This window comes from Streptomyces sp. SAI-127 (genome assembly GCF_029894425.1).
In the GTDB taxonomy this organism is placed as follows: domain Bacteria; phylum Actinomycetota; class Actinomycetes; order Streptomycetales; family Streptomycetaceae; genus Streptomyces.
In genome coordinates, this window is sequence record NZ_JARXYJ010000001.1 from 8560151 (window position 1) to 8572728 (window position 12578).

Sequence of the window (12578 nt, forward strand, 5' to 3'; positions counted from 1 at the left end):
CGCTGCCACAAGGACCAGACGGGCGGCGGCCGAGGCGGCGTGCGTGTCTGGCGGTCCTCGTACCGCACCGGGTCCGGGCACCACACAGCCCGGCAGACGTCGATGATCTCGGCCGGGACCCGGCCGCCGCCCGCCGTGTCCAACGTGGCGAGGGGCTCGGCCCATTGAGACGGGCTGGGCGGCGGGGCCACCAGGACGCCGGTGCCGAGTTCGGCCCGCCCGGTCGCCGCGAGTCGTTCAGTCCCGCAGCGGAGTGAGCAGCATGCGGCCCGCGAATCCCACCGCCGTGTCCAGGCGCTCGGTGAACTCCTCGGCCACGTCGGGCAGTCCGCGCAGCGCCCACAGGGCCCGTGCCGCGGTCCAGGTGGCCTCGCGGGCGCGCTCCAGGCTCCAGGCGCCGAGCAGATGGGTGAGCGGGTCGGCGATCTGCAGGAGGTCGGGGCCCGGCATCAGATCTTCGCGGATGCGCTCCTCCAGCGAGACGAGGAGATCACCCACGCGGTCGAACTCGTCCTCCACGTCGGCCGGTTCGCAGTCGAGGCTACGACAGGTGTCCACGACGGCGAGCGCGAGGTCGTGGCCGATATGCGCGTTGATGCCCGCCAGCGCGAACTGCAGTGGTCGTACGCCGGGATGGCGGCGGAACTGGAACAGGGGCCGCCAGCAGGCCGGCGGACGGCGTTCGCGGGCGACCGCGTCCACCGCCGCGAGATAACGCTCGGCGAACCGCACGTCCAGCGTGATCGCGGCCCGGGCGTCCGCGAACCTGCCGCCGTCGACGCACCGGTCGACCGCCTCGGTGACGGCGAGGTAGACGCGGTTGAAGACCGCTACGCCGTCCCGGTCCGGAAGGTCCTCCTCCAGGGCGCGCATACGGGAGACGACCGCGTCGAGGGAAGTGGTGAACTGTTCCATTTGCGCCATAGCGGCAGGGTCCCAGTCCTAGGCTGGCCGGGGTACCGGCGGGCCCGACGCTTCCCCAGAACGGGGGAACGTTCCCGCCGCGAGGGGGGGGCGACAGGGTGTCAGGCCTACGTGCCCAGCGGCTGGCCGCGCGCCGGGCCGCGCGCAGGCGCGCCATGGGTCGCGGCGCGATGGTCGCGGCGGCCTCCGTGGTGGTCGCCGTCGGCACCGCGACCGGGATGCTCTCCGCGCTCGACGACCGCGGGGGCTCCGACGAGGCGCGGCCGGGGCTCGTCAGCGGCTCCCCGGGCCCGGACTCGCTGCCCGTCGTACCGCCGGCGTCCGAGCCGGCCGCTCACTCCGCCTCCGCGTCCGCCTCGCCTTCGGCGAAGGTGAGCGCGTCCCCGTCCCCCAGGAAGGCGAGCCCCGGTTCCACGAAGGCCCGGACCACCGCCGCCACCCGCCTCTACCGCCACCCCTCCTCCCAGGTGCTCGACTGGGTGCAGGACAACCCGCGCGACCGGCGTGCCGCTGTCATAGAGTCCCGCATCGCCGACCGGCCGGCCGCGGTCTGGTTCGCCGACTACGCCCCGGCGACCATCACGTCCAGGGTCCGCGCGGTCACTTCGGGCGGTGCCGCGCAGGGCCGGGTCCCGGTGCTCGTGGCGTACGCGATCCCGGACCGTGACTGCGGCGGCGCCTCCCAGGGCGGGGCGCCGGACCTCGGGGCGTACGACGCCTGGATCGACAGGTTCGCCGCCGGACTCGGCTCAGGCGAGGTCGTCGTGGTCCTGGAGCCCGACTCGATCGCCCAGTCGGAGTGCCTCCCGGCCGCTCGAAGGGCTGACCGCTTCGCCTCGCTGGCCCGCGCGGGCCGGGTCCTGAAGGCCGCGAACCCCGAGGCACGCGTCTACTACGACGCCGGTCACTCCGGCTGGCGTCCGGCGGCCCAGCAGGCGGCCCTGCTGAAGCAGGCGGGCGCCGCCTCGGCCGCCTCCTCCGACGGGATCTTCAGCAATGTCTCCAACTTCCACACCACGGCTGCCGAGATCGCCTACGACCGGCAGATCCTCGACGCCCTGGACGGACCGCCCGGCCTGGGCGCCGTCATCGACACCAGCCGCAACGGCAACGGTGCCCCGCCCGACGGCGAGTGGTGCGACCCGGCCGGCCGGAAGATCGGCCGGGCACCGACCCTGAACACCGGTGAGCCGAGGATCGACGCCTACCTGTGGGTGAAGCTTCCGGGGGAATCGGACGGTTGCAAGGGGACACCGGGCACGTTCAGCCCGTCGTACGCCTATGACCTGGCCTCGCCCTAGAGCGACGGCTTCAGGACCGTCGGTCGGGAACTGCCGCCGCCGTGGGGCTCAGCTTCGGGCGGTCGCGGTCTCCGGCGCGCAGCACGCCCGCGAAGGAGACGAGGCCGCCGGCCAGGACGGTCACCAGGACGAAGGAGATCGTCAGGTTGGTGGCCTGGGCCACCCCGCCCAGCAGGCTCGGCGCGATGAGCCCCGAGGTGTAGGTGATGGTCGCGACGCCCGCGATCGCCTGGCTCGGATTGGGCCCGCTGCGCCCCGCCGCCGCGAAGCACAGCGGCACGACCACCGCGATGCCGAGACCCATCAGGGCGAAGCCGGTCATCGCCACCGCCGGATGGTCCGCGACGACGATGAGCAGCCCGCCGCCCGCGGCCAGGACACCGCCCAGGCGGACCGTGCGGACCGACCCGAAGCGGTTGACCACGGCGTCGCCCGCGATCCGGGCCACCGCCATGGTGAGCATGAAGCCGGTCGTGCAGGCGGCGGCCAGTCCCGCCGAGGTGTCCAGCCGGTCCTTGAGATAGACCGCCGACCAGTCCAGGCTCGCCCCCTCCGCGAACACCGCGCAGAAACCGACCGTACCGATCAACAGGGCCGACTTCGGGGGCAGCGCGAACCGGGGCGGCGGCTCCTCGTCCGCACCGGCCTGCACGTCGAGGACCCACCGGCAGGCCAGCACACCGAGCACGGTGAGGCAGGCCGTCGCCAGCGCGAAGTGCACACGTGCGTCAGCGCCCAGATGCGCGGCGAGCGTGCCGCCCGCCGAGCCGAGCAGCGCGCCCGCGCTCCACATGCCGTGCAACCCGGACATGATCGACTTGCCCAGCAGGTTCTCCACCTCGACGCCCAGCGCGTTCATGACCACGTCGGCCATACCGGCGCTCGCGCCGTACACGAACATCGCCAGGCACAACGTGTAGAGGTTGGGCGCGAGCGCGGGCAGAACCAGGGACAGCGTCCACAACACGATCAGGCCGCGCAGGGCCGCCCGGCTGCCGAAGCGGTGGCTGACCCGGGCGGCCAGCGGCATCGCGCAGGACGCGCCGAACGCAGTGAAGGCCAGGGCGAAGCCCAGTTGACCCGCGCCCACCGAGGCATGGTCCTGGATCCACGGCACCCGCGTCGCGAACGAACCGGTCACCGCCCCGTGCACGGCGAACACGGCGGCCACGGCGTACCGGGCCCGCCGTACCTCTGCCGACGCGTGCACCACATCGCTCATTGTCGGGCCCCTCCCCGGATCCTCGTCGTCCCGTGCCGCCGCCGTAAACTATCAGGAACCCTGCCTGATAGATAGCGCACTTTCGGCACTGCGGATCTGAGAGGATTCCCGGCATGCCCGCATCCCCGAGCACCGCCCGGGCCATCAACGACCGGCTCGCCCTGCGTCTGCTCCAGCAGGAGGGCCCGTTGACGGCAGGGCAGTTGAAGCAGCTCACCGGACTGTCCCGGCCGAGCGTCGCCGACCTCGTCGAGCGCCTCGCCGCCGCCGGACTGATCCACGTGGTCGGGGAGTCGGGGGAGCAACGCCGCGGCCCCAACGCCAGGCTGTACGGCATCGTCGCCGACCAGGCCCACCTCGCGGCTCTCGACGTCCGCACCGAGGGTGTCTCCGTCGTCGTCTCCGACCTGCTGGGCCGGGTGCTGGCCGAGGCGTCGGTGCCCATCGGAGGGGACACGGGGACCGGGCCCGCGGTCGAGCGGGCGGTCACGCTGGTCGAACGCGCGGCCAAGGAGGCGGGGGTGCAGGAGCTCCACACCGTCGCCATCGGCGCCCCCGGCCTCATCGACCCGGCCACCGGCGAACTCCGCGACTCCGGCGGCCTGCCCGAATGGCACCGGCGACTGGTGCTGGCGTTGCAGGAGCGGCTCCCGAAGACGCGCATCCACGTCGAGAACGAGACCAACCTCGCGGCGCTGGCGGAACAGCGGGACGGGGCTGCCCGGGACCGGGACACCTTCGTCCTGCTGTGGCTCGGCCACGGCACGGGCGCGGCGGTCGTCCTGGACGGCACCCTGCGCCGGGGAGCATCGGGCGGCACCGGGGAGATCGGTTTCCTGCCGGTGCCGGGGACCGTGGGACTGCCGTCCGCGGTGGACTGCGAGGGGGGCTTCCACTCCCTCGCGGGGTCGGCGGCGATCGTGCGACTGGCGGAGCGGCACGGGCCGGCGGTCGGGGCGGACGGGCATGAGCCGCCGGCCGCGCGGGTGGTGCGGGAGGCGGTGACCGGGGGCTCGGCGGACTTCCTCGACGCCCTCGCGGACCGCCTGGCCATAGGAGTCGCGTCGGTCGTGGCCATTCTCGACCCGGGCTGCCTGGTCCTGGGCGGCGAGGTGGGCCAGGCCGGCGGGGCGGACCTCGCGGCACGGGTGGAGAGCCGGGTCCGCCGTATGTCGCCTCTGGCCACGGAGGTGAGAGCGAGCAGGCTGGGCGGGGAAGCGGTCCTGCGAGGAGCCCTGCTCACGGCGAGAGACAGGGCTCAGGACGAGTTGTTCGCACCCCGCTGAAGAAGACCCGGCGGCGGGCAAGGGCCGTCGTCACCGCCGCCGGGCCCGTCTCTACGGGTGTCCACGCAGGACGACCCTAAAAAGGACTAGACCAATTAGTCAATGGATCTGCGCCATCCGCCACTTGGGAGTCCGGGCCCGAGATGTCCATCGGTACTGTCTGTGAGCCACCCCACACTCTTCGCCCATATGGACGTCGATCAGGCGTGGCACACTGGCTCTGTACCAGAAGCAGCGCACTCCGGGGTCGGTGAAAGTCCGAACCGGCGGTTACAGTCCGCGACCCGGCCGCTTCCAGCGGCCGGTTGACCAGGTGAAATTCCTGGACCGACGGTTAAAGTCCGGATGGGAGGCAGTGCGCGGCGGGCGGGCATTCGTGCGCGCCGCCGTATCGGTCCGTCCTTCGGGACGGGTGCGTCCGGCGTCGCCCCCGGTGCCTCGGCTCGTTCATTCTGTCGTCATCGACAGCCCCGGAGTCCGTGCCCCATGAGGCAGGGAGGACCCGGGAAGTGTTCACCGGAATCGTCGAAGAGCTGGGCGAGATCACCGCCGTCGAGAACCTCGGCGACGCCTGTCGCTTCCGACTGCGCGGCCCCGTCGTCACCGAGGGCGCGAAACACGGAGACTCCATCGCCGTCAACGGCGTCTGCCTCACCGTCGTCGACCACGAGGGCGACGAGTTCACCGCCGACGTCATGGCCGAGACCCTCGACCGATCGAGCCTCGGCGCCCTGGGCGTCGGCTCCCGCGTCAACCTCGAGCGTCCCACCGCCGTGGGCGCGCGCCTCGGCGGGCACATCGTGCAGGGGCACGTGGACGGCACCGGCGAGGTCCTGGAGCGCAAGCCCTCCGAGCACTGGGAGATCATCAAGATCTCCCTGCCCGCGGACCTCACGCGCTATGTCGTGGAGAAGGGCTCCATCACGGTCGACGGCATCAGCCTCACCGTCGTGGACGCCGGTCCGGACTACTTCACCGTCAGTCTCATCCCCACCACCCTCGCCCTGACCACGCTCGGCCTCAAGCAGCCCGGCGCCCCGGTCAACCTCGAGGTCGACGTCGTCGCCAAGTACGTCGAGCGCCTGCTCGCGAGCAGTCAGGGGGCCGGGAAGTGAACTCCCTCAACACCGAGGCCTTCACCCTGTTCGGCCAGCACATCCTCTGGTCGGACATGATCGGCAACATCCTCGGCCTGATCGCCCTCGCCCTCGGCTGGCGGCGCAACCTGTGGAGCTGGCCGGTGCAGTTCGCCTCCGGCCTCATCCTCTTCGGCGCCTTCTACGGGCACCTCACCGGCAGCGCCGGCAAGCAGGCCGTCGTCATGGTCGTCGCGCTGTACGGCTGGTGGCAGTGGAACCGCCACAGGGGCCGGTCCGCGGACGGTCACATCGCCCCCCGGTTCGCCACCTGGACCGAGCGCGGGGCGATGATCGGCGCCGCCGCCGTCGGCACCGTCGCGGTCGCCCTGCTCTTCAAGGCCTACCCGACCCTGTCCTGGGACCCCTGGCCGGATGCCTACATCTTCGTCGGCACCGTCGTCGCCATGTACGCCCAGGCTCGCGGCATGGTCGAGTTCTGGTTCGCCTGGCTCCTCGTCGACCTCGTCGGCGTCCCGCTGAACTTCGCCAACGGCTACGCCTTCTCCGGCTTCGTCTACGTCATCTACGGCGCGCTCGTCCTGTGGGGCATGCGCGACTGGTGGCTGCGCTCCCGTGAGTCCGCAAAGCCCGCCCTGGAAGGAGCGCCCGCATGACCGCCGCACCCGTCCTGTACAGCACCGACGGCTTCGAGGACTTCGCGCTGGACCCGGTCGAGCAGGCCATCGCCGACATCGCGGCCGGCCGCCCCATCGTGGTCGTCGACGACGAGGACCGCGAGAACGAGGGCGACCTGGTCGTCGCCGCCGAGAAGGTCACCCCCGAGATCGTCGCCTTCATGATGAGCGAGTGCCGCGGCCTGATCTGCGCCCCCATGGAGGGCGACGAACTGGACCGGCTCAAGCTGCCGCAGATGGTCGACGACAACACCGAGTCGATGAAGACCGCGTTCACCGTCTCCGTGGACGCCTCCGGCACTCACGGTGTCACCACGGGCATCTCGGCCTCCGACCGCGCGACCACGCTCCAGCTCCTCGCGAGCGGCGCCGCCGAGCCCACCGACTTCGTCCGGCCCGGCCACATCTTCCCGCTGCGCGCCAAGGACGGCGGCGTCCTCACCCGCAACGGCCACACCGAGGCCGCCGTCGACCTCGCCCGGCTCGCGGGACTGCGCCCGGCCGGAGCGATCGTCGAGATCGCCGGCGAGGACGGCCGCATGCTCCGGCTGCCCGAGCTGATCCCCTTCGCCCGCAAGCACGGCCTGACGATCATCTCCATCGAGGACCTGATCGCCTACCGCCGGACCAGCGAGCCCACGGTCCGCCGCGAGGCCGAGACCCGGCTGCCCACCGCCCACGGCACCTTCAGGGCGTACGGCTACCGCTCCACCGTCGACGGCGTCGAGCACGTCGCCCTGGTGCACGGCGAGATCGGCGACGGCGAGGACGTCCTGGTCCGCGTCCACTCCGAGTGCCTCACCGGCGACATCTTCGGCTCCCTGCGCTGCGACTGCGGTCCCCAGCTCGACGCCTCCCTGGAGCGCATCCAGGCCGAGGGCAGGGGAGTGGTGGTCTACCTGCGCGGCCACGAGGGGCGCGGCATCGGCCTGCTCTCCAAGCTCCGGGCGTACGAACTCCAGGAACAGGGCCACGACACCCTCGACGCAAACCTGGAACTCGGCCTGCCCGCCGACGCCCGCGACTACGGGGCCGGCGCGCAGATCCTGGAGGACCTCGGCGTCCACAGCCTGCGCCTGATGACCAACAACCCGGACAAGTCCGATGCCCTCCTGCGGCACGGACTCAAGGTCACGGGACGGGAGCCGATGCCCGTACAGGCGGGCGAGCACAACCTCCGCTACCTGCGCACCAAGCGGGACCGGATGGGCCACGACCTGCCCTGGCTGGACACCACCCCCGTGTCCACCTGCAGCAACCAGTAGCACCAGCACTTCGAGGAGACTGAAGAACGTGAGCGGCAAGGGCGCACCGGAGCTGTCCGTACGCAACGTGGGTGACCTGCGGGTCGCCGTCATCGCGGCGCAGTGGCACGAGAAGGTGATGGACGGACTGGTGGACGGCGCCCTGCGCGCCCTGCACGACCTGGGCATCGACGAGCCGACCCTGCTCCGGGTCCCCGGCAGCTGGGAGCTCCCGGTCGTCGCCAAGGTCCTCGCGGGCCGCGGCTACGACGCGATCGTCGCCCTCGGCGTCGTCATCCGCGGCGGCACCCCGCACTTCGAGTACGTGTGCCAGGGCGTCACCCAGGGCCTCACCCAGGTCTCGGTGGACACCGGCGTCCCCGTCGGCATGGGCGTCCTCACCTGCGACACCGAGGAGCAGGCCCTGGACCGCGCGGGCATCGAGGGCTCCAACGAGGACAAGGGGCACGAGGCGGTGACCGCCGCGGTGGCCACGGCGGCCACCCTCCGCTCAGTATCTGAACCGTGGCGTTAGGTGGTGCGGGCTTACGCGTAAAGTGGGCGCCACCATGTCCAATAAGACGTTCGAGGAGCTCTTCACCGAGCTCCAGCACAAGGCCGCCAACGGCGATCCCGCCACTTCCCGCACCGCAGAACTGGTCGGCAAGGGCGTCCATGCCATCGGCAAGAAGGTCGTCGAAGAGGCCGCCGAGGTCTGGATGGCCGCCGAGTACGAGGGCAAGGAGGCGGCCGCCGAGGAGATCTCGCAGCTGCTGTACCACGTCCAGGTGATGATGGTCGCGCGCGGGATCTCCCTCGACGACGTCTACGCCCACCTGTAAGCCACTCGCCGAATCAACCCCTCAGAGCAAAGGAAGCCGACCTCATGCTGCGCATCGCCGTCCCCAACAAGGGTTCCCTGTCAGGCCCCGCGGGGGAGATGCTGCATGAGGCCGGCTACCAGCAGCGCCGCGAGTCCAAGGAACTGCGGATCGTCGACCCGGTCAACGACGTGGAGTTCTTCTACCTCCGCCCCCGGGACATCGCGATCTACGTCTCCTCCGGCCAGCTCGACATCGGCATCACCGGCCGCGACCTGCTGATCGACTCCGGGGCCGACGCCGAGGAGATCCTCCCGCTCGGCTTCGCCCGCTCCACCTTCCGGTTCGCGTCCAAGCCCGGTGAGGCGAACGGCGTCGAGGACCTGAAGGGCAAGACGGTCGCCACCTCGTACGAGGGGATCGTCGCGGGACACCTCGCCGACAACGGCATCGACGCCTCCGTCGTCCACCTCGACGGCGCCGTCGAGACCGCCATCGAGCTCGGGGTCGCCGAGGTCATCGCCGACGTCGTCGAGACCGGCACCAGCCTGCGCAACGCGGGCCTGGAGGTCTTCGGCGAGCCCATCATGAAGTCCGAGGCCGTCGTCATCCGCCGCACCGGCGCCGACGGCGAGGAGGCTGCCGAGTCGAAGGTTCAGCAGTTCCTGCGCCGCCTCCAGGGCGTCCTGGTGGCCCGGACGTACGTGATGATGGACTACGACTGCCGCGTCGAGCAGCTCGAGAAGGCCGTCGCGCTCACGCCGGGCCTCGAGTCCCCGACCGTCTCCCCGCTGCACAACGAGGGCTGGGTCGCCGTCCGCGCGATGGTCCCCGCCAAGGAGGCGCAGCGGATCATGGACGACCTGTACGACATCGGCGCGCGGGCCATCCTGACGACGGCCATCCACGCCTGCCGTCTCTGAGGGGCGCACCGCAGATGTCCTCCGAACTGCCCACCCTTCCCGTCACGTTCCGGCCGAGCCGCACGCGCGCGGTGCTGCTCGCCGCGGGCGTCGCGATCTTCGTGACGATCACGGTGATCGCGCTGCTTCTCGAGCAGCTGGGACCCGGCGAGCGCCTGAGCTTCATCTTCACGGCGGCCCTGCTCGCCGGTGTGCTGTTCCTGCTGGCCAGGGTCAAGGTCGTCGCCGACGAGTCCGGTGTCACCGTCCAGAACATCGCCGGCAGGCGGCGTCTGGAATGGGCCGAGATCATCCAGGTGAACCTCCGACCGGGCGACCCGTGGGTGTTCCTCAACCTCAGCGACGGCACCAGCCTGCCCGCCCTCGGCATCCAGCCGGGCATCGCGAAGCAGCAGGCCATCGCCGACGCGAAGGCCCTGCGAGCGCTCGCCGAAGCCCGCTCCACAGCCCGCTCCGACGAAGATCAGGGCTGACTCGAGGGCTTTCACCCTGCCGCAGTCGGCCATGTCTTGATTAATCTGTTGGCGGAGGCGTTTTCCTTGCGCCTCCGCCTCTCGTTGTTCCTGCTACCCGAGGAGTGACTCCCTCCAGCGATGGACGGATCGTCCTGTAGTACCTGCGCCGCCCCCTCCCGGCATATCGAGGCGGCGGCATGACCATCCCCTTGCTGCTCCTCGGAGCGGCGTTTCTGCTGATTCTCGCCAACGGCTTCTTCGTGGCGGCCGAGTTCGGCCTCGTCACCGTCGAGGCCACGGACGCCGAAAGGGCCGCCGCGGAAGGCGACCGGCGGGCCCGTCGGGTCGCCGACTCGCTCAAGGAGCTGTCCTTCCAGCTCTCCGGCACCCAGCTCGGCATCACCATCACCTCGCTCGTCGTCGGCATGCTCGCCGAACCGGCGCTCGCGGAACTGCTGCACGGCCCGTTCACGGCCATCGGCATCCCCGAGGGCGCGGTCTCCGGCGTGGCCGTCGTCGTCGGCATGCTGCTGGCCTCCGCCGTGCAGATGGTGATCGGCGAACTCGTGCCCAAGAACTGGGCGGTGTCCAAGCCGATGCAGGTCGCCCGCTTCGTCGCCGGCCCGCAGCATGCCTTCGCCCGGCTGTTCCGGCCGGTGATCGCCGGCCTGAACGCGGTCGCCAACCGCCTCGTCCGCGCGCTCGGCATCGAGCCCGCCGAGGGACTGGCCTCCGCCCGCACCCCCGGCGAGCTCGTCTCCCTGGCCCGGCACTCGGCCCAGGCCGGCGCCCTGGAACAGGACACCGCGGACCTCTTCGTCCGCACGCTGTCGCTCGCCGAGCTGACCGCCCAGCACGTCATGACCCCGCGCGTGAAGGTCAGCTCGCTCCAGGACTCGGCCACCGCCGAGGACGTCGTCAACCTCACCCGCGCCACCGGCCTGTCCCGCTTCCCGGTCTACCGCGAGAAGATCGACGAGATCGTCGGCATGGCCCACCTCAAGGACGCCCTGGCGGTCCCCGTCCAGGACCGTCTGCGCACCCCCGTCTCCCGCATCGCCCGCCCGGCGCTGCTGGTGCCCGAGACACTCCCGGTCCAGCCGCTCCTCGCCCAGCTGCGCAGTGAGCAGCCCATCGCCGTCGTCGTCGACGAGTACGGCGGCACGGCCGGCGTGGTCACCCTGGAGGACATCGTCGAGGAGATCGTCGGCGAGGTCCGCGACGAGCACGACGACGTGTCCAAGGAAGGCCCCGAACTGGCCCCCGCCCCGCCGGAGGACGGCCGCCTCACCTGGGACGCGGACGGCAGCTGCCGGGTCGACATCCTCCAGCGCATAGGCCTCGACGTGCCCGAGGGGCCGTACGAGACCGTCGCCGGGCTGGTCGCCGACCTGCTCGGCCGCATCCCCGCCGTCGGCGACCGGGCCGAGCTGCCCGGCTGGCGGCTCACCGTCCGCCAGGTCGGGCACTACCGCGCCGAGCGGGTCCGCCTGGTCCGTCTGGTCCCCGCGGTCAACGTCATGGAGGCCGCCCGATGAGCGTGCTCCAACTCCTCTTCGCGGCGCTGCTCGTGCTCGCCAACGGGTTCTTCGTCGGCGCCGAGTTCGCCCTCGTCTCCGTGCGCCGCAGCCAGATCGAGCCGCTCGGCACGGCGCGGGCCCGACAGGTGCTGTACGGCCTCGAGCGGCTCCCGCAGATGATGGCGGCGGCCCAGTTCGGCATCACGGTGTGCTCGCTGACCCTCGGCGCGGTCGCCGAACCGACGGTCGCGAGTCTGCTGGAGCCGGTCTTCGAGTGGATCCACCTTCCGCACGGCGTGATCCACCCGCTGGGGTACGTCATCGCCCTGGCCGCGGTGGTCTTCTTCCACCTCGTCATCGGCGAGATGGTCCCCAAGAACCTCGCGATGGCGGCCCCGGAGAAGGTCGCGTTGTGGCTCAGCCCCGGCCTGGTCTACTTCGCCCGCCTCTGCAGGCCGATCACCATCGCCCTCGGCGCCTGCGCCCGGGCCATCCTGCGGCTCTTCCACGTCGAGCCCAAGGACGAGGTCGAGGCCGTCTTCACGAGCGAACAGCTGAACCGGCTGGTCGAGGACTCCGGCCAGGCGGGCCTGCTGGACCCCGAGGAGCAGGAGCGCCTGGAGGACGCGCTGGAACTGGGCTCCCGCCCGGTGACGGATGTCCTGCTGAAGCGCGAGTCCCTGGTGACGGTGCGTCCCTCGGTGACCCCGGGCGAGATCATCGAACTCACCGGCCGTACCGGGTACTCACGCTTCCCGGTCGCCGCGGAGAACGGCGCGTTCATGGGGTATCTGCATGTGAAGGACGTACTGGATCTGGAGGACTCGCAGCGGGCGGTGCCCCAGCAGATCTGGCGGCCGATGACGAAGCTCCGCTCCGACCTGCCGCTGGATGACGCCCTCACGGTGATGCGGCGCGCGGCCACGCACCTGGCCCAGGTGGCGGACGGGTCCGGGAAGGTGCTGGGTCTGGTGGCGCTGGAGGACGTACTGGAACTGCTGGTCGGTGAGGTACGGGACCCTGCGCACCGGGAGGTGCCGGAGGTGCGGGTGACCGAGCCCCGTAGCAGCGAGGAGGCTTTGGCGTCGTAGTTCTTCGGCTGCGACCA

13 protein-coding genes, 1 pseudogene and 1 riboswitch are annotated in these 12578 nt (G+C 71.4%); of the genes and pseudogenes, 11 read left to right on the forward strand and 3 right to left on the reverse strand.

Annotated elements, in window-relative coordinates:
• Positions 1-56: 56 nt before the first annotated feature.
• Both M2157_RS39365 and M2157_RS39370 read right to left on the reverse strand, forming a co-directional pair.
• Positions 57-230, reverse strand: a pseudogene (locus M2157_RS39365) (LLM class F420-dependent oxidoreductase); the annotation flags it as partial.
• Between the two features lie 7 nt (positions 231-237).
• On the reverse strand, positions 238-924 hold the full coding sequence (locus M2157_RS39370; protein WP_280856374.1) for a DUF5995 family protein: 687 nt from the start codon (positions 922-924) through the stop codon (positions 238-240).
• Between the two features lie 170 nt (positions 925-1094).
• Between M2157_RS39370 and M2157_RS39375 the strand changes: the two genes are divergently transcribed.
• Positions 1095-2225 carry a glycoside hydrolase family 6 protein gene (locus M2157_RS39375; RefSeq protein ID WP_280858949.1) on the forward strand — a complete coding sequence of 377 codons (1131 nt, stop codon included), beginning with the start codon at positions 1095-1097 and terminating at the stop codon, positions 2223-2225.
• Positions 2226-2235: 10 nt separating this feature from the next.
• Here M2157_RS39375 and M2157_RS39380 read toward each other — a convergent pair whose 3' ends face one another.
• On the reverse strand, positions 2236-3447 hold the full coding sequence (locus M2157_RS39380; RefSeq protein ID WP_280867554.1) for an MFS transporter: 1212 nt from the start codon (positions 3445-3447) through the stop codon (positions 2236-2238).
• Positions 3448-3560: 113 nt separating this feature from the next.
• On the opposite strand from M2157_RS39380, the gene M2157_RS39385 reads away from it, so the two are divergent.
• The 10 genes from M2157_RS39385 to M2157_RS39430 all read left to right on the forward strand — a co-directional run bounded on the left by M2157_RS39385 (position 3561) and on the right by M2157_RS39430 (position 12561).
• On the forward strand, positions 3561-4733 hold the full coding sequence (locus tag M2157_RS39385) for an ROK family transcriptional regulator (protein WP_280867555.1): 1173 nt from the start codon (positions 3561-3563) through the stop codon (positions 4731-4733).
• Positions 4734-4965: 232 nt separating this feature from the next.
• A riboswitch (FMN riboswitch) is annotated at positions 4966-5096 on the forward strand.
• A gap of 146 nt (positions 5097-5242) precedes the next feature.
• Positions 5243-5848: a riboflavin synthase gene (locus M2157_RS39390; protein ID WP_280856371.1), complete on the forward strand. Its 606-nt coding sequence runs from the start codon at positions 5243-5245 to the stop codon at positions 5846-5848.
• Positions 5845-6486, forward strand: coding sequence for a nicotinamide mononucleotide transporter family protein (locus M2157_RS39395; protein WP_280856370.1), 642 nt, complete (start codon positions 5845-5847; stop codon positions 6484-6486). The genes M2157_RS39390 and M2157_RS39395 overlap by 4 nt, the downstream gene beginning before the upstream one ends.
• On the forward strand, positions 6483-7772 hold the full coding sequence (locus M2157_RS39400; protein WP_280867556.1) for a bifunctional 3,4-dihydroxy-2-butanone-4-phosphate synthase/GTP cyclohydrolase II: 1290 nt from the start codon (positions 6483-6485) through the stop codon (positions 7770-7772). Before M2157_RS39395 ends, M2157_RS39400 begins: the two co-directional genes overlap by 4 nt.
• A 28-nt stretch (positions 7773-7800) precedes the next feature.
• Positions 7801-8286, forward strand: a complete 486-nt coding sequence (gene ribH / locus M2157_RS39405) for a 6,7-dimethyl-8-ribityllumazine synthase (protein WP_057614122.1) — start codon at positions 7801-7803, stop codon at positions 8284-8286.
• A 34-nt stretch (positions 8287-8320) separates the two neighbouring features.
• Entirely contained in the window at positions 8321-8593 is a 273-nt protein-coding gene (locus tag M2157_RS39410) for a phosphoribosyl-ATP diphosphatase (RefSeq protein ID WP_020117406.1), read from the forward strand.
• A gap of 44 nt (positions 8594-8637) precedes the next feature.
• Positions 8638-9495 carry an ATP phosphoribosyltransferase gene (gene hisG, locus M2157_RS39415; protein ID WP_280856368.1) on the forward strand — a complete coding sequence of 286 codons (858 nt, stop codon included), beginning with the start codon at positions 8638-8640 and terminating at the stop codon, positions 9493-9495.
• A 14-nt stretch (positions 9496-9509) separates the two neighbouring features.
• Positions 9510-9968 carry a PH domain-containing protein gene (locus M2157_RS39420; protein ID WP_280867557.1) on the forward strand — a complete coding sequence of 153 codons (459 nt, stop codon included), beginning with the start codon at positions 9510-9512 and terminating at the stop codon, positions 9966-9968.
• Between the two features lie 179 nt (positions 9969-10147).
• Positions 10148-11488 (forward strand): hemolysin family protein, encoded by a 1341-nt coding sequence (locus tag M2157_RS39425; protein WP_280856366.1) that lies wholly within the window; start codon positions 10148-10150, stop codon positions 11486-11488.
• Positions 11485-12561, forward strand: a complete 1077-nt coding sequence (locus M2157_RS39430; RefSeq protein ID WP_280867558.1) for a hemolysin family protein — start codon at positions 11485-11487, stop codon at positions 12559-12561. The genes M2157_RS39425 and M2157_RS39430 overlap by 4 nt, the downstream gene beginning before the upstream one ends.
• The last annotated feature ends 17 nt before the right edge of the window (positions 12562-12578 follow it).